Below are 17,247 nucleotides of genomic sequence, written 5' to 3'. Positions count from 1 at the left end.
GAGCCCGGTAAAGTACCGGGAACAGGTCGCGCTGGCCGCCTGATCCCCCAACTGTCCAACTTTAGGGGGTCACTTCATGGACGGGTTTACGGCGTCCCCCGCCACCGGACCCACCCCGCCATCCCACAGGAACCCCGCTTTTGCTTCGGCTGTTGCTGTTGAGGTTGCCGGCCAGCGGCCGGCACTACCGCGGGGCGCGGGGTGCAACCCCGCAAAGCAATACCCCCCTCACTTCACTGAACCGATCAGCCATTTCGGCACGGCACTTGCACTAGCTCCAGCAGACACCCCCATCCCTGTTTCTGGAACCGTTGCAGATGTCCCACTCCGTCACTTCGATCCTTTCCCAGATCCGCTCCTACCAGACCCAGGTGGGACAGCCCGCGCTCAACCCGCTGGCCGAAGCGCCGCGTAGCAATGCCCTGCCGGGCACGGTGCTGGATGCGCCGCAGGTCCAGCCTGCCAGCTTCACTGAAACCCTGCGCGGCGCCATAGCCGGCGTCAACGATGCGCAACAGAAATCCGGCGCGCTGGCCAAGGCCTTCGAACTGGGTGAACCCGGTGCCGACCTGGCCAAGGTGATGGTCGCCTCGCAGCAGTCCCAGATCGCCTTCCGCGCCACCGTGGAAGTCCGTAACCGTCTCGTCCAGGCCTACCAGGACGTGATGAACATGCCGCTGTAAGGATAGAACCGCATGGCCCTGTCGCTCTCCAAGGAATCCCTGAACGCCGAAAAGGCGGGCCAGTGGTTCGATCGGCTGCAAAGCCTGCAGATCACCCGTCGGCTCGGACTGATGGCGATGATCGCCGTGGCCGTCGCGGCCGGGCTGTTCGTGTTCTTCTGGTCGCAGAAGCCGGGCATGGTGCCGCTGTACACCGGCCTGGACCAGAAGGCCACCGCTGAAGCGACCGATCTGCTGCGTGCCGCACAGATTCCGTTCCAGCTGGACCCGGCCACCGGCGGCATCACCGTGCCGGAGAAGAACCTGCATGATGCCCGCCTGAAACTGGCGGGCTCGGGCCTGACCGACAGCGGCAAGCTCGGCTTCGAGCTGATGGAGCGCGACCCCGGTTTTGGTGTCAGCCAGTTCGTGGAAAGCGCGCGCTACCAGCATGCGCTGGAAACCGAGCTGTCGCGCACCATCAACACGCTGCGCCCGGTGCGCGATTCGCGCGTGCACCTGGCCATTCCCAAGCCCAGTGCGTTCACCCGCCAGCGTGACGTGGCCAGTGCCTCGGTCACCCTTGAACTGCGTGGCGGCCAGCAGCTGGAACGCAGCCAGGTTGATGCGATCGTGCACATGGTCGCTGCAGCCATTCCCGATCTGGCGCCGGAACGGGTGACCGTGGTCGACCAGAGCGGTCGCATGCTCAGCGTCAGCGACCCCAACAGCGAAGCGGCCGTCAACGCTGCCCAGTTCGAACAGGTGCGCCGCCAGGAAACCTCGTTCAACCAGCGCATCCGCGAGCTGCTGGAACCGATGACCGGCCCCGGCCGGGTCAACCCCGAAGTCAGTGTCGACATGGACTTCTCGGTGACCGAGGAAGCGCGCGAGCTGTACAACGGCGAGCCGCAGAAGCTGCGCAGCGAGCAGATGAGCGAGAACACCAGCAGCACGCCGGGCCCGCAGGGCGTACCGGGTGCCACCAGCAACAGCCCGCCAGGCCAGGCCACCGCACCGGCCACCGCGCAGGCACCGACCGAAAGCAGCAAGAACGCGACCCGCAACTACGAGCTGGACCGTACCCTGCAGCACACCCGCCAGCCGGCCGGCCGCATCAAGCGCGTGTCGGTGGCGGTGCTGGTGGACAACGTGCCGCGCGCCGGCGCCAACGGCAAGGTTGCACCGCAGCCGCTGTCGGCGGCCGAACTGACCCGGGTCGAGGCACTGGTCAAGCAGGCCGTCGGTTTCAGTGCCGAGCGTGGCGACACCGTGTCGGTGATGAATGCCCCGTTCGTGCGTGACACCACGCCGGTGGAGGGCCCGAACTGGTGGGAACTGCCGTGGGTGCACGATGCCGGCCGCATGCTGCTGGGTGCGCTGGTGGTGATGGCGTTGCTGTTCGGCGTGCTGCGCCCGGCACTGCGCGGCATCACCGGGCAGAACCGCACGAACGAAGAACTGGCGCTGGAACCGCACACCGCGGACGTGCAGCTGGTCGATGACGATGGCACCCCGCTGCCGGCGCTGGGCGCCGACCGGGTCAGCCTGGGCGGGCCGGAAGCACTGGCCCTGCCGGTGGATTCTTATGAGGAACGATTGCGGATGGCCCGTGAAGCCGTGAAGACCGACTCCAAGCGCGTGGCCCAGGTGGTCAAGGGCTGGGTGGCCAATGACTGAGGTCGCGCCCCTGACCGGCGTGCAGCGCGCCGCCGTCCTGCTGCTGTCGCTGGGTGAACTGGACGCGGCCGAAGTGCTGCGCCACATGGAGCCGAAGGAGGTGCAGAAGATCGGCATCGCCATGGCCACCATGTCCGACATCACCCGCGAACAGGTGGAACGGGTGATGGACCAGTTCAGCCAGGAACTGGGCTCGAAGACCTCGCTGGGCGTGGGCTCGGACGACTACATCCGCAACATGCTGGTGCAGGCGCTGGGCAGCGAGAAGGCCGGCAACCTGATCGACCGCATCCTGCTGGGCCGCAACACCACCGGCCTGGACGCACTGAAGTGGATGGACCCGCGTGCGGTGGCCGACCTGGTGCGCAACGAGCATCCGCAGATCATCGCCATCGTGATGGCGCACCTGGAAACCGACCAGGCTGCCGACGCGCTGAAGCTGCTGCCCGAGCGCACCCGCGTGGACGTACTGCTGCGCATCGCCACCCTCGACGGCATTCCGCCCAATGCGCTGAACGAACTCAACGAGATCATGGAACGCCAGTTCGCCGGCAACCAGAACCTGAAGTCGTCCAACATCGGCGGCGTGCAGTGCGCGGCCAACATCCTCAACTTCATGGACAGCGGCCAGGACCAGGCGATCCTCGGCGAGATCGCGCGCATCGACGCACCGCTGAGTGGCCGCATCCAGGACCTGATGTTCGTGTTCGACGACCTGGTGGACCTGGACGACCGGGAGATGCAGCTGGTGCTGCGCGAAGTCAGCGGCGAGCGACTGGGCCTGGCCCTGCGTGGTGCAGACATCAAGGTGCGCGACAAGATCACCCGCAACATGTCCCAGCGTGCAGCCGAGATCCTGCTGGAAGACATGGAAGCGCGCGGCCCGGTACGCCTGTCCGACGTGGAAGTGGCGCAGCGCGAGATCCTGGCCATCGTCAAGCGCATGGCCGATGAGGGCACTGTCACCATCGGCGGCAGCGCGGAGGCGATGCTGTGAGCAACGTCGTGCGCTGGCTCGCCCCGGACCTGCTGGCCCAGCCCGAACCGGTGCTGGACCAGGACGAGGCCTTCGAACTCACCGAGCCGGACCCGGAGCATGAGCCGGAGCCGCCGCTGCAGCTGCCGACCCTGGAGGAAATCCAGGCGATCCAGGACAGCGCCGAGAAGGAAGGCTTCGACCAGGGCCATGCCGATGGCTTCAGCCAGGGCCAGGCCGAAGTGCGCCGCTTGGTCGCGCAGATCGAGGGCATCCTCGACAACTTCGGCCGGCCGCTGGCACGCCTGGAAAATGAAGTGGTCGGCGCCCTCGGCGAACTGGCGGTACGCATTGCCGGTGCGCTGGTAGGCCGTGCCTACGAGGCCGACCCGGCGCTGTTGGGACAACTGGTCGGCGAGGCGATTGACGCCGTCGGCGGCAGCAACCGCGAGGTGGAAGTACGCCTGCACCCCGATGACATCAACGCCCTCGCCCCGTTGCTGACCCTGTCGCCGCAGCAGCGCCTGGTGCCTGATACCAGCCTGAGCCGTGGCGACCTGCGCGTGCATGCCGAAGCGGTACGCATCGACGGCACCCTGGAAGCCCGCCTGCGCGGCGCGCTGGACGCCGTGATCCGCCAGACCGGAGCCATCGCATGAATACCAATACCGCTTCCCAGCCGTCGCCGCCGGCCGACTGGGCCGTTGCCCGCAACCTGCGCCTGGCCAACCGCCTCGACGGCCTGAAGGTCGACACCGCGCACGGTCGCGGGCTGATCCGCGAAGGCGTGCTGCGGCGGGCGGTCGGCCTGACCCTGGAAGCGGTCGGCTGCGAAGCGCCGCTCGGCGCCAGCTGCAAGGTGGAAGTGGTTGACGGCGGCTGGGTCGATGCCGAAGTGGTCGGCTTCGCCGGCGAACGCACCTACCTGATGCCCAGCGCCGAACTGCACGGGCTGCTGCCGAATGCGCGAGTGGTGCCCTCGGCCCGTCGTGGCGGCGTGGAAGTGGGCGAAGGCCTGCTCGGCCGTGTCATCGACAGTGATGGCGTACCGCTGGATGGCAAGGGCCCGATCCGCGCTGAAGGCCACGTCGGCATGGCCGGCGTTTCGATCAATCCGCTGGCGCGCGAACCGATCACCCAGCCGCTGGACGTGGGCGTGCGCGCGATCAACGCGCTGCTGCCGATCGGCCGCGGCCAGCGTGTGGGCCTGTTCGCCGGCTCCGGCGTTGGCAAATCGACGCTGCTGGGCATGATGACCCGCTACACCGCCGCCGACGTGATCGTGGTTGGCCTGATCGGTGAGCGTGGCCGCGAAGTGCGCGATTTCGTTGAAAGCACGCTGGGTGAGGAAGGCCTGCGCCGCGCGGTGGTGGTGGCCAGCCCGGCCGACCGGCCGCCGCTGGCCCGCCTGCATGGCGCCTACCGCGCCACGGCCATCGCCGAGTGGTTCCGCGACCAGGGCCTGAACGTCCTGCTGCTGATGGATTCGCTGACCCGCTTCGCGCAGGCGCAGCGCGAGATCGGCCTGTCGGTGGGCGAGCCGCCCACCACGCGCGGCTATCCGCCATCGGTGTTCGCCAAGCTGCCGGCACTGGTGGAACGTGCAGGCAACGGCGCCAAGGGGCGCGGTTCGATCACCGCCTTCTACACCGTGCTGACCGAAGGCGACGATCCGCAGGATCCGATCGCCGATGCCGCGCGCGCGATTCTTGACGGCCACATCCTGCTCTCGCGCCGCGTGGCCGACAGCGGCCTGTACCCGGCCATCGACGTGGAATCGTCGGTCAGCCGCGTGGTCACGGAAATCGCCGACGAAGCGTGGCGCCTGCGTATCCGCAAGTTGAAACGGCTGGTCTCGGCCTACTCGGCCAACCGCGACCTGATCGCCATCGGCGCCTATCAGCGCGGCAACGACGCGGCCACCGATGAAGCCCTTGAGCGCTGGCCGGAAATCATGGAATTCCTCGGCCAGGATGTGGCCAAGGCCGCAGATCTACCGCACAGCCAGGCGGCGTTGCAGCGCCTGGTGGAACAAGAGAACGAGAGGCTGACATGATCCAGTCCAAGCGCATCGACCCCCTGCTGAAGCGGGCCCAGGAACACGAGGACGCGGTCGCCCGCGACCTGGCCGAACGCCAGAACGTGCTCGACACCCATCTGTCGCGCCTGGACGAACTGCGGCGCTACGCCGAGGAGTACGCCAACGCGCAGATGGCCGCGACCAGCCCGGCGCAGCTGTTGAACCGGCGCGCATTCCTGGACCGGCTGGACAGCGCGGTGGAGCAGCAGCAGCAGACCGTCAACGGCAACCTCGAAAAAGTGGAGGCCGAACGCGCGCGCCTGATCCTGGCCAGCCGTGACAAGGCCGTGCTGGAGCAGCTGGCCGCCAGCTACCGCGCGCAGGAAAAAGTGGTGACCGACCGCCGCGACCAGCGCGAGATGGATGACATCGGCGCACGCCGCGCGCGCCTGGCACAGACCGAAGACCAGGACGATGGCGAGCAGGGAGGCCGGTCGTGATGCCCTCCCCGTTGAGCAGCAACGCCAGCGCACCGACGCCCGGCGGCAGTGGCAATGCCGGCAGCGCACGCGCCTCGCGCAGCGATTCCGGCAAGGATTTCGGCCAGATGCTGCAGGGCGGCGGCGCGTCGACCGGCACTCCCGGTACCGCCACAAACGCCAGCAATCCGGCAACACCGGCCAACGCTGCAACACCACCCGACGGCAACCCGGGCAAGGCGACGCCGCGGCCGACCGACGGCGAAGCAGCCGCCACGGAGGCCAGCACATCGACACCTGCTGTACCGGCGACGTCGGCAGCCAGCGATGACAAGGACACCCCGGCCAACGCGGACGACGCGCCCTGGCCACCACTCGGATTGGCCGGCCTGATGCTGGCCGTGCCCACCGGCGTCGATCCGGCGCCTGTGCTGCCGCCGCCAGCGGCCAGCGATGCCGAAGGCGGCGCGCTGCCCTCCACTGCACTGGCACCCGCGACCGCCGCAGTGGCGACCAACGCGAGCCAGGGCGCGGCAGCGCCGACCGCCAGCGCTCCGGCATCCGCTGCCGGCGATGATGAGGCCAGTGGCCTGCCGTTGCCGGAGCTGGTGATGGGTGGCAAGGCATTGGATCGTGCCGACGACGGTGACAGCCTGCAGATCGGCGACCGCGCACCGCCGGCGCCGCTGCAGCCCCCCCTGCCCGCCGCCCTGCAGGACCTGAAGGCCGCACTGGCCAGCAATGCCGTCTTCAATGGCGAACCGACTCCGAAGCCGGTGCTGGGCGATGATGGTTTCGACCAGGCCATCGGCGCGCGCATCGGCTGGCTGGCCGACCAGAAGATCGGCCATGCCCACATCCGCCTCAACCCGGAAGACCTGGGGCCGGTGGACGTGCGCCTGCAGATGAACGGTGACAGGGTCCATGCCAGCTTCAGCAGCCCGCATGTGGATGTACGCCAGGCGCTGGAAAGCAGCCTGCCGCGCCTGCGTGAACTGCTCGGCGAGCAGGGCTTCCAGCTGGCCCATGCCGATGTCGGCCAGCAGCACAGTGGCGACGGCACTCCGGGCAGCCCGGCGGGCGGCGGCGGTCGTGGTGGTGACGGAGAACCGTCACTGGGCGACACCACGGTGTCGGCGTCGCAGCTGATCCGCCAGCGCGGGTTGTTGGACGCGTACGCCTGACCGTGCGTGCCGACCAAGGTCGGCACCTGGCAGAACACGGGTAGCGCGGGCCATGCCCGGCGGATTCCCGACATTCCGCCGGGCATGGCCCGGCGCTGCCGATATGAACACCCGACGGAATTCCGTCACCGCCCTCCCCGGCCACTCCGGCACACCCCTTGCATATCCCGGTGAAGCAACCCTCAGGAGCTTCACCCCGTGGCCGCAGCCGCTGACAAAACCAAGAAGACCGCCGACAAGGACAAGACCGCCAAGCCGCGCAGTCCGATCCTGATCACCGCCCTGGTCGCCGTACTGGCCGCCGGTGCCGCCGGTGGCGGCGTCTGGTTCTTCACCCAGTCCAAGCACGAAGACAAGACCGCGCAGGCGCCGAAGAAGACCACCACCCCGGCCCCGGCCCAGTACTTCGCGCTGGAACCGGCATTCGTGGTCAACCTCAACGGCTCTATCGACGGCCCGCGCTACCTGCAGGTGGAAGTGCAGCTGATGACCCGCGATCCGGCCGCGCTGGAAGCGATCAAGACCCATGCCCCGGCCATCCGCGCGCGCCTGCTGATGCTGTTCTCGCAGGTCAGCCCGCAGCAGATCGCCGACATCGCCGGCAAGCAGAAGCTGCAGGCCGATTCGCTGGCCGAAGTGCAGAAGGTGCTGAAGGCCGAGACCGGCAGCAACGGTGCCGACGACCTGCTGTTCACCAGCTTCGTGACCCAGTAAGGGCTCCCCGATGAATGACCTGCTGTCCCAGGATGAGATCGATGCCCTGTTGCATGGCGTGGACAGTGGCGCGGTCGAAACCGAGCCGGACGCCCCCAGTGGCGAAGCACGCTCCTACGATTTCGCCAGCCAGGACCGCATCATCCGCGGTCGCATGCCGACCCTGGAAATGGTCCACGAGCGCTTTGCGCGCCTGTGGCGGATCGGCCTGTTCAACCTGATCCGGCGTTCGGCCGAACTGTCCGTGCGCGGCATCGAGCTGATCAAGTTCAACGACTACATGCACTCGCTGTATGTGCCGACCAACCTGAACCTGATCCGCTTCAAGCCACTGCGCGGTACCGGCCTGATCGTGTTCGAACCGACCCTGGTGTTCGCCATCGTCGACAACTTCTTCGGCGGCGACGGGCGCTACCCGACGCGCATCGAAGGCCGTGAGTTCACCGCCACCGAGATGCGGGTGATCCACCTGCTGCTGAAGCAGACCTTCGCCGACCTGCGCGAAGCGTGGGCACCGGTGATGGACGTGGAGTTCGAGTACATCAACTCGGAGATCAACCCGCACTTCGCCAACATCGTGACGCCGCGCGAATACGTGGTGGTGTGCCGCCTGCATGTCGAACTCGACGGCGGTGGCGGTGACATCCACGTGACCCTGCCCTACTCGATGCTGGAGCCGATCCGCGAACTGCTCGACGCCGGCATCCAGAGTGACCGCAACGACCGCGACGAGAGCTGGGGCCGCACCCTGCGCGAGCAGCTCAACGTGGCCGAAGTGACCCTGTCCAGCGTACTGGCCAGCAAGCGCATGACCCTGCGCGACCTGACCCGGCTGAAGGTCGGCGACATCCTGCCGATCGACCTGAGCCCGCAGGTGCCGCTGTGCGTGGAGAACATCCCGGTGTTCACCGGTGAGTTCGGCGTCGCCAACGGCATGAACGCCGTAAAGATCACCGCTACCCATCCGCCGGGCACCCGTCCGCGCGTACCCGTCATCCAGGAAGACCCGCAATGAACGATATCGACGCCCTCGAACCGACCCCGGCCCAGTTCAGCAACCTGCAGGCCGATGAAGCGACCGGCCCGGATTTGAACCTGGACGTGATCCTCGACGTGCCGGTGACGCTGTCGCTGGAAGTCGGCCGCGCCCGCCTGCCGATCCGCAACCTGCTGCAGCTCAACCAGGGCTCGGTGGTCGAGCTGGAACGGGGTGCCGGCGAATCGCTGGACGTGTTCGTCAACGGCACGCTGATCGCCCATGGCGAAGTGGTGGTGATCAACGACCGCTTCGGCGTGCGCCTGACCGATGTGGTCAGCCCCAGCGAGCGGATCCGGAGACTGCGTTGAGCCTGCTCGCCGCCACCGCCCTGGCCGTCGCCAAGACGGCCCCGCAGATCGGCCAGCATGCGCCGGCCGCACCGAGCCTGTTCGGTGCGGTGCTGGCCCTGCTGGCAGTGCTGGCCCTGGTCATCGGCCTGGGCTGGCTGCTCAAGCGCCTGCCCGGCAGCGGCTTCCGCCCGGCCGAGGGCATGAAGCTGGTGGCGAGCCTGAATGTCGGCGCCAAGGAGCGCGTGGTGGTGGTCGAGGTCAATGGCCAGCAACTGCTGCTGGGCGTGACCGCCGGTGGCATCAACGCCCTGCACACCCTGCCCGAACCGCTGCCACCGCCTGCGCCGGTACGCGTACCCGACCTGAAGAACCTGCCGAATTTCGCCCAGCTGCTGCAACAGCGGCTGCGCAAGGACCCCTGACATGCGTGTGACCCGTTCCCGTCTTGCCACCCTGCTGCCGTGGCTGAGCCTGATCGCCCTGTGCCTGCTGCCTGCGTTGGCGTTCGCCGCCCCGGGTGCGCCGTCCACGCCGCTGCCGGACATCAACGTCGGCAAGATCGGCGGTGCGCCGGTCAGCCTGCCGTTGCAGACACTGCTGTTGATGACGGCGATCACCCTGATCCCGTCGATGCTGCTGGTGCTGACCTCCTTCACCCGCATCATCATCGTGCTGGGCCTGCTGCGGCAGGCGCTGGGCACCGGCCAGACGCCGTCCAACCAGGTCCTGCTGGGCCTGGCCCTGTTCCTCACCGCGATGATCATGCTGCCGACCTGGGACAAGGCCTGGAGCACCGGCATGGCGCCGTACCTCAATGGCGAGATCGACTTCCAGACTGCCTGGACGCTGACCACCACGCCGCTGCGCGCCTTCATGCTGGCGCAGATCCGCGAGACCGACCTGATGACCTTCGCCGGCATCGCCGGTCACGGCACCTACGCCAGCCCTGATGCGATTCCGTTCCCGGTGCTGGTTGCGTCGTTCGTCACCAGCGAACTGAAGACCGCCTTCGAGATCGGCTTCCTGATCTTCATCCCGTTCGTGATCATCGATCTGGTCGTGGCCAGCGTGCTGATGTCGATGGGCATGATGATGCTGTCGCCCATGCTGGTCTCTGCGCCGTTCAAGATCCTGCTGTTCGTGCTGGTCGATGGTTGGGTGCTGACCGTCGGCACGCTGGCGGCCAGCTTCAATCCGGCCTGATCCGAAGGTCAGCCGAGCATGGCTCGGCTCTACAGAGGCGACGCCGGGCAGTGCCGGACGCCGCATTGACCACCGCCGGGCGTGGCCCGGCGCTACCGATGGAACCATGATGTCCCCCGAACTTGCCTTGACCGAACTGCGTGGCGGCCTGATTACCGTGCTCTGGGTGGCCGGCCCGCTGCTGCTGACCGTACTGGTGGTCGGCGTGGTGGTGGGCGTGGTGCAGGCGGCGACCCAGCTCAACGAGCCGACCATCGCCTTCGTTGCCAAGGCCGCAGCCCTCACTGCCGTTTTGTTTGCACTGGGCAGCCTGCTGATCGGCCATCTGGTCGAATTCACCACGCTGCTGTTCCAGCGCATCCCGCACCTGATCGGCTAGACGGACGCGCACGCAGATGGACGCCGCCACCCAGATGGCTGCCGACGGCCTGAACGCCTTCGGCATGATCGGCACTGTGCTGTGGACCATGCTGCGCATCGGCGCAGTGGCCATGGCGATGCCGATGATCGGTACCCGCGCCGTGCCCGGCCGGGTGCGGGTGATGCTGGCCGGCACCCTGGCAATTGCGTTGGCGCCGCTGCTGCCGCCGGTACCGGACTGGACCGGTTTCGACGCCGCTACCGTGCTGACCATCGCCCGCGAGCTGGCGATCGGCGTGGCCATCGGTTTCATGCTGCGGCTGGTGTTCGAGGCTGGCGCCATGGCCGGCGAACTGGTCGCCCAGGGCACCGGCCTGGCGTTTGCACAGATGAGCGACCCGCTGCGCGGCGGCACCTCCGGTGTCATCGGCCAGTGGTTCTATCTGTTGTTCGGCCTGCTGTTCTTCACCGCCAACGGCCACCTGGCACTGATCTCGCTGGTGGTGGACAGCTACCGCGCCCTGCCCATCGGCGCGCCCCTGCCGGACCCGCATGCCTTCTTCAGCATCGCCCCGACCTTCCTGCTGACCGTGCTGCGTGGCGCGCTGACTCTGGCCATCCCGCTGACCGTGGCGATGCTGGCGGTCAACCTGGCCTTCGGCGTGCTGGCCCGCGCCGCGCCGGCACTGAATCCGATCCAGCTGGGCCTGCCGGTCTCGCTGCTGCTGGGCCTGTTCCTGCTGACCCTGCTGGTCGGTGAAATGGGGCCGCCGGTGCAGCGCCTGTTCGATGCTGCCTTCCAGGCCGCCGATGCGGTGACCCGCTGACGTGGTCGTCACGTTCTGCTGCTTGCCGTCCCCCCCGGTGCCCGCGTTAGAGTGAATGCGCAGCGACCGGGGGGACGCTGCAACCGGCGGCTCTGGTCGCCTGCCTTGCGCATGCCCCACCGTAGTTTTTCCGTTGACAGGCAGGTCCGGGAGACTGACGAATGCTGGTAGGCACGTACAACCCATGGCTGGTGGCGACCTCACTGCTGGTTGCAGTGATGGCGTCCTACACCGCACTGGCGATGGCCGGGCGCACCGTCACCGCGCCCGGCAAGGGCGCGACCTGGTGGTGGCGCCTGGGCGGCGGTTTTGCGATGGGGCTGGGCATCTGGTCGATGCACTTCATCGGCATGCTCGCCTTCGACCTGCCCATTCCCTTGGGCTACGACCTGCCCATCACCCTGCTGTCGCTGGCACTGGCAATCGGCTCGTCGGTCTTCGCGCTCTGGCTGGTATCGCTGCGCACCCTGCCCCATCCCCGCCTGGCCGGCGGAGCGCTGCTGATGGGCAGCGGCATCGCCAGCATGCACTACGTGGGCATGGCCGCAATGCGCATGCAACCGGGCATCGACTACCAGCCGGTGTGGCTGCTGCTGTCGCTGCTGGTCGCGGTGGCCGCGTCGTGGACTGCCTTGTACGTGGCCTTCCGCCTGCGCGCGCAGCACACCCGCATCGGCGACCGCCTGGCCGCCGCCGGCCTGCTCGGCCTGGCCATCGTCGGCATGCACTACACCGGCATGGCCGCTGCCCGCTTCCCGGAAGGCAGCGTCTGCGGCGCAGCGGTGGGCGATGGCCTGCAGAACAACTGGCTGGCGATGCTGGTGGTGGTGCTGACCGTGGCGATCCTGGCGGTGGTGCTGGTGGTGTCCTGGCTGGACCAGCGGGTGGAGGCGCAGCTGTTGCGCCTGCGCAATTCGCTGCTCAGCACCTCCCTGACCGACGCCCAGCAGGAACTGACCCAGGCCGCGCTGCATGACCCGCTCACCCGCCTGCCGAACCGGCTGCTGCTGCAGCGGCGCATCCTGCAGGCTCTGGCCGAGGCCGAACAGGGCGGCAGCCGCTTCGCGGTGATGTTCATGGACCTGGATGGCTTCAAGCAGGTCAACGATGCCTATGGCCACCAGGCCGGCGATGCGCTGCTGGTGGCCGTGGCAGAACGCACCCGCCAGCTGCTGCGGCCGCACGACATGCTGGCACGGCTGGGCGGCGACGAATTCGTGCTGGTGGTGCGCATCGAACAGGACGAGGACCTGCCGACCCTGGCCCGGCGCATCCTGCAGGCGGTGGGCAGCGGCCCGCTGCTGCCGGACCACGAGCTGCAGGTGAGCGCCAGCATCGGCATCGCGATCTGCCCTGACCATGCCGCCAGCGAACGTCAGCTGATGGCCTTCGCCGATGCAGCGATGTACCAGGCCAAGGAGTCGGGCCGCAACGCGTTCGTGCTGTTCGCCGACTGGATGAACGACAGCGCCGAGCAGCAGTTCCGCCTGCTGGCCGACCTGCGCCGGGCAATCGGCAGCGAGCAGTTGTTCCTGCATTACCAGCCGAAGATCCGCGTGGCTACGCAGAAGGTGGCTGGCGCCGAAGCACTCATCCGCTGGCGTCACCCGGAACAGGGCCTGATTCCGCCGGACCGCTTCATCCGCCTGGCCGAGCGCAGTGGCGCCATCAACGAGATCGGCCGCTGGGCACTGGACCAGGCCTGCCAGCAGCTGCGCCATTGGCACGATGCCGGCCACGAAGGCTGGACGATGTCGGTGAACCTGTCACCGGTGCAGTTCAGTTCGCCGCACCTGCTGCAGGACGTACGCGAGGTGATCGAGCGCTACGCGATCGCCCCGCGCAACCTGGTGCTGGAGATCACCGAAAGCACGGTGATGCGCGATACCGATACCAGCCTGCGCCTGCTGCAGAGCTTCTCCGCCCTGGGCGTCGGCATCTCCATCGATGATTTCGGCACCGGCTACTCCAGCCTGCTGTACCTCAAGCGCCTGCCGGCCACCGAGATCAAGATCGACCACGCATTCGTGCGCGACCTGGAACACAGCGCCGAAGACGTGGTGATCGTGTCGGCCATCGTTGCGCTGGGCCATGCGCTGGACATGGACATCGTGGCCGAGGGCGTGGAGACCGCCGCGCAGCGCGCCTACCTGGAGCGGCTGGGCTGCGACTACCTGCAGGGATTCCTGCTGGGCCGCCCGGTGGACGCGGCCCGCTTCATGCAGCTGCACGACCTGCCACGGCCACGGGTGGAACTGGCGCAGAGCCCGCCGGACCGGCCCCCGGGGTAGCGCCGGGCCATGCCCGGCGGATGCAATGATCCAGGCTGCCCGCTCACCGGGCATGGCCCGGCGCTACCGGTACCTGCTCCGGCAGGCGCCAACTTCGGTTGGCACATGCACCCGCAACGGAACGATTCTTGCACGCACCCCGGCATCCCCTGCTGCAGTGCCTGTGATGTCCGAGAACGAATCCGCCGGCGAAAAAACCGAACAACCGACAGAAAAACGCCTGCGCGACGCCCGCGAACAGGGCAACCTGCCGCGCTCGCGTGAACTGGGCACGGCCGCCGTGTTCGGCGCCGGGGTGATCGCGGTAATGGCCATGAGCGGCTCGATGGCCAGCGGCGCCAGCGCCTGGATGCGCCATGCGCTCAGCCCCGAACAGAGCCTGCGCCAGCACCCGAAGGCGCTGTTCGGCCACTTCGGCGACCTGCTGCTGCAGCTGATGTGGGTGATCGCCCCGCTGGTGCTGGTCTGCCTGCTGGCCAGTTTCCTGGCGCCGGTGGTGATGGGCGGCCTGCGCTGGTCGGCCAAGGCGATGATGCCCGACATCAACCGCATGAACCCGATGAGCGGGCTCAAGCGCCTGTATGGCCCGGAAGCCATCGCCGAGTTCATCAAGTCGCTGCTGCGGGTGGCCTTCGTCGGCGTCGCCGCCGGCATGGTGGTCTGGACCAGCTTCAACACCCTGCGCGGGCTGATCCACCAGCCGCTGGAAACGGCCATCGGCGACGGCCTGGGCTTCACCCTGCGGCTGCTGCTGGCCACCGCCGGGGCGATGCTGGTGCTGGCCGCCATCGACGCGCCGTACCAGCGCTGGAACTGGATGCGCAAGCTGAAGATGACCCGCGAGGAGCTGCGCCGGGAGATGAAGGAAAGCGAAGGCAGCCCGGAAGTGAAGGGCCGCATCCGCCAGCTGCAGCAGCAGATGGCCAACCGCCGGATGATGGAGGCGGTCCCCACTGCCGACGTGGTGGTGGTCAACCCCACCCACTACGCGGTGGCCCTGAAGTACGAAGGCGGGGCCATGAATGCCCCCACCGTGGTCGCCCTGGGCGTGGATGAAACCGCCTTGCGCATCCGTGAAGTGGCCGACGGCAACAAGGTCGCCATCGTCTCTGCCCCGCCTTTGGCACGCGCCTTGTATCGGGAAGGCCAACTCGGCAAGGAAATCCCCGTGAGACTGTATTCAGCCGTCGCCCAGGTCCTCTCTTACGTCTACCAGCTGCGCAGCTGGCGGACCGGCCCGATGCCGTCCACGCCACACATCCAGGTTGATGAGTTCGGCAACGGGGGCCGTCCATGAGCGCCCAGGCATCCAGCTTCAATACCCGCCGCGCGCTTGAAATGATCCGCCAGGGCCTTGGCGCGCCGCTGATCGTGCTAGCCCTGCTGGCCATGGTCGTGGTGCCGCTGGCCGCGCCGGTGCTCGACGCACTGTTCACCTTCAACATCGCCATCTCGCTGATGGTGCTGCTGGCGGTGGTCTACGTGAAGCGCCCGCTGGATTTCACCATCTTCCCGATCGTGCTGCTGATCACCACCATGCTGCGGCTGGCGCTGAACGTGGCCTCCACCCGCGTGATCCTGCTCAACGGCCAGAACGGCCACGATGCAGCCGGCAAGGTGATCGCCGCATTCGGTGAATTCGTGATCGGCGGCAACTACGCCGTCGGCATCGTGGTCTTCGCGATCCTGACCATCATCAATTTCGTGGTCATCACCAAGGGCGCCGGCCGCGTCTCGGAAGTGACCGCGCGCTTCATCCTTGACGCCATGCCCGGCAAGCAGATGGCGATCGACGCCGACCTCAACGCCGGTTTGCTGACGCGCGAGGAAGCCAAGCTGCGCCGCGAGGAAGTACGCGAGGAAGCGGACTTCTACGGTGCGATGGACGGTGCCAGCAAGTTCATCCGCGGCGACGCGATCGCCGGCATCCTGATCCTGTTCATCAACATGCTGGGCGGCCTGGCCGTGGGCGTGCTGCAGCATGGCATGCCGTTCGGCGATGCCGCCGCCACCTACACCCTGCTGTCGATCGGTGATGGCCTGGTGGCGCAGCTGCCGGCGCTGCTGGTCTCCAGCGCGGTGGCGATGCTGGTTACCCGTGCCTCGCGCTCGCAGGACATGGCGCAGGCGATGACCGGCCAGGTGTTTGGCCAGTACCGTGCGCTGGCCATCACCGCCGGCATCCTCGGCGTGGTCGGCCTGGTGCCGGGCATGCCCAACGTCGCTTTCCTGACGCTGGCGGCCATCCTCGGCTTCATCGCCTGGAAGGTGTACCGCAAGGGCCTGGTGCCGGCGCAGGCCGACACCGCTGCAGGCGATGCCAACGCACTGAACGCGCTGGGCCGCCCCGCGGCCCCCGCACCCACCGCGGAACTGAGCTGGGACGAGCTGCGCCCGGTCGATCCGCTGGGCCTGGAAGTGGGCTATCGATTGATTTCGCTGGTGGACAGCAACCAGGGCGGCGAGCTGATGCCGCGCATCAAGGGCGTGCGCCGCAAGCTGACCCAGGACGTCGGCTTCCTGATTCCCTCGGTGCACATCCGCGACAACCTGGAACTGCCGGCCAACGGCTACCGGGTACTGGTGCATGGCGTGCCGGTGGCCACTGCCGAGATCCATCCCGACCGCGAACTGGCGCTGGACCCGGGCAGTGCCCTCGGCCCGCTGGAAGGCATCGCCGGCAAGGATCCGGCCTTCGGCCTGGATGCGACCTGGATCCAGCCACACCAGCGCGCCCAGGCCGAAACCCTGGGCTATACCGTGGTCGACCCGGCCACGGTGGTGGCCACCCACCTTTCGCACCTGATCCGCGAGCACGCACCGGAACTGCTCGGCCACGAGGAAGTGCAGCACCTGCTGGCCAACCTGGCCAAGAGCGCGCCCAAGCTCGTCGAAGATCTGACGCCGAAGGCGCTGCCGCTGTCGGCGGTGGTGCGCGTGCTGCAGAACCTGCTGGTCGAACGCATTCCGATCCGCCAGCTGCGCAAGATCGCCGAAGCACTGGTCGAACACGCCCCGCACAGCCAGGACCCGGCCACGCTGACCGCCGCCGTGCGCACCGCACTGGGCCGCTTCATCGTGCAGGAGATCGCCGGAATGTCGGCGGAGCTGCCGGTGTTCACCCTCAACCCGCAATTGGAACGTGTCTTGCAGGAGTCCACGCAGGGCAACGGCGCCGCGCTGGAACCCGGACTCGCTGAGCGACTGCACCAGAGCCTGGCCGAATGTGTCAGCAAGCAGGAAGCCCGCAACGAGCCCGCGGTGGTGCTGGTACCTGGCCCGGTGCGAGCCGCGCTGGCCCGCCTGGTCCGCCACAGCGTTCCGTCGCTGTCGGTCCTGGCCTACAGCGAGGTGCCGGAGGACAAGCGCCTGAAGCTGGTCGGAACGATCAGCTGACGCAGCCCTGCAACGCGCCAGAAAACAGACACCACTTTCAAACACCCGCAACAGACAGATTCCGAGGGGAACCCGAACCGTGCAGACCACCGACCATCCGCGTTCTCCGACCGCCACTCCGCCGAC

17 protein-coding genes are annotated in these 17,247 nt (G+C 67.8%); all 17 read left to right on the top strand.

The window, feature by feature from the left end; genetic code table 11:
- Positions 1-317: 317 nt before the first annotated feature.
- A complete protein-coding gene (fliE, locus tag ACUXVE_RS18325; protein WP_025878997.1) occupies positions 318-683 on the top strand; it encodes a flagellar hook-basal body complex protein FliE in 366 nt (121 codons plus the stop codon).
- A 12-nt stretch (positions 684-695) separates the two neighbouring features.
- A complete protein-coding gene (gene fliF, locus ACUXVE_RS18320; protein ID WP_222389700.1) occupies positions 696-2,342 on the top strand; it encodes a flagellar basal-body MS-ring/collar protein FliF in 1,647 nt (548 codons plus the stop codon).
- 10 nt (positions 2,343-2,352) lie between these two features.
- Positions 2,353-3,339, top strand: coding sequence for a flagellar motor switch protein FliG (gene fliG, locus ACUXVE_RS18315; RefSeq protein ID WP_025878995.1), 987 nt, complete (start codon positions 2,353-2,355; stop codon positions 3,337-3,339).
- Positions 3,336-3,977 carry a FliH/SctL family protein gene (locus ACUXVE_RS18310; RefSeq protein WP_140227014.1) on the top strand — a complete coding sequence of 214 codons (642 nt, stop codon included), beginning with the start codon at positions 3,336-3,338 and terminating at the stop codon, positions 3,975-3,977. Before fliG ends, ACUXVE_RS18310 begins: the two co-directional genes overlap by 4 nt.
- Positions 3,974-5,374 (top strand): flagellar protein export ATPase FliI, encoded by a 1,401-nt coding sequence (fliI, locus tag ACUXVE_RS18305; protein ID WP_080148829.1) that lies wholly within the window; start codon positions 3,974-3,976, stop codon positions 5,372-5,374. The genes ACUXVE_RS18310 and fliI overlap by 4 nt, the downstream gene beginning before the upstream one ends.
- Positions 5,371-5,838 carry a flagellar export protein FliJ gene (fliJ, locus tag ACUXVE_RS18300; protein WP_025878992.1) on the top strand — a complete coding sequence of 156 codons (468 nt, stop codon included), beginning with the start codon at positions 5,371-5,373 and terminating at the stop codon, positions 5,836-5,838. The genes fliI and fliJ overlap by 4 nt, the downstream gene beginning before the upstream one ends.
- Entirely contained in the window at positions 5,838-7,001 is a 1,164-nt protein-coding gene (locus tag ACUXVE_RS18295) for a flagellar hook-length control protein FliK (RefSeq protein ID WP_445514915.1), read from the top strand. Before fliJ ends, ACUXVE_RS18295 begins: the two co-directional genes overlap by 1 nt.
- 198 nt (positions 7,002-7,199) lie before the next feature.
- On the top strand, positions 7,200-7,715 hold the full coding sequence (locus ACUXVE_RS18290) for a flagellar basal body-associated FliL family protein (protein ID WP_025878990.1): 516 nt from the start codon (positions 7,200-7,202) through the stop codon (positions 7,713-7,715).
- 10 nt (positions 7,716-7,725) lie between these two features.
- On the top strand, positions 7,726-8,730 hold the full coding sequence (gene fliM, locus ACUXVE_RS18285) for a flagellar motor switch protein FliM (RefSeq protein ID WP_025878989.1): 1,005 nt from the start codon (positions 7,726-7,728) through the stop codon (positions 8,728-8,730).
- Positions 8,727-9,062 (top strand): flagellar motor switch protein FliN, encoded by a 336-nt coding sequence (gene fliN / locus ACUXVE_RS18280; protein ID WP_025878988.1) that lies wholly within the window; start codon positions 8,727-8,729, stop codon positions 9,060-9,062. Before fliM ends, fliN begins: the two co-directional genes overlap by 4 nt.
- Entirely contained in the window at positions 9,059-9,466 is a 408-nt protein-coding gene (fliO, locus tag ACUXVE_RS18275) for a flagellar biosynthetic protein FliO (RefSeq protein WP_180167000.1), read from the top strand. The genes fliN and fliO overlap by 4 nt, the downstream gene beginning before the upstream one ends.
- Position 9,467: 1 nt before the next feature.
- Positions 9,468-10,247, top strand: coding sequence for a flagellar type III secretion system pore protein FliP (fliP, locus tag ACUXVE_RS18270; protein ID WP_099818390.1), 780 nt, complete (start codon positions 9,468-9,470; stop codon positions 10,245-10,247).
- Between the two features lie 109 nt (positions 10,248-10,356).
- Positions 10,357-10,626: a flagellar biosynthetic protein FliQ gene (locus ACUXVE_RS18265; protein ID WP_005413254.1), complete on the top strand. Its 270-nt coding sequence runs from the start codon at positions 10,357-10,359 to the stop codon at positions 10,624-10,626.
- 16 nt (positions 10,627-10,642) lie between these two features.
- Positions 10,643-11,434 carry a flagellar biosynthetic protein FliR gene (gene fliR, locus ACUXVE_RS18260; protein ID WP_105164005.1) on the top strand — a complete coding sequence of 264 codons (792 nt, stop codon included), beginning with the start codon at positions 10,643-10,645 and terminating at the stop codon, positions 11,432-11,434.
- Positions 11,435-11,595: 161 nt separating this feature from the next.
- Complete coding sequence (locus tag ACUXVE_RS18255; protein WP_222389704.1) at positions 11,596-13,725, top strand: putative bifunctional diguanylate cyclase/phosphodiesterase; 2,130 nt, start codon at positions 11,596-11,598, stop codon at positions 13,723-13,725.
- 166 nt (positions 13,726-13,891) lie between these two features.
- Positions 13,892-15,022, top strand: a complete 1,131-nt coding sequence (flhB, locus tag ACUXVE_RS18250) for a flagellar biosynthesis protein FlhB (protein WP_033831035.1) — start codon at positions 13,892-13,894, stop codon at positions 15,020-15,022.
- The gene (gene flhA / locus ACUXVE_RS18245) at positions 15,019-17,121 is read left to right on the top strand and encodes a flagellar biosynthesis protein FlhA (RefSeq protein ID WP_312402014.1); all 2,103 of its coding nucleotides are present in this window, start codon (positions 15,019-15,021) and stop codon (positions 17,119-17,121) included. The genes flhB and flhA overlap by 4 nt, the downstream gene beginning before the upstream one ends.
- Positions 17,122-17,247 lie beyond the last annotated feature (126 nt).

This window comes from Stenotrophomonas sp. 3(2025) (assembly GCF_052665395.1).
This window is presented reverse-complemented; position numbering and strand designations above follow the sequence as displayed.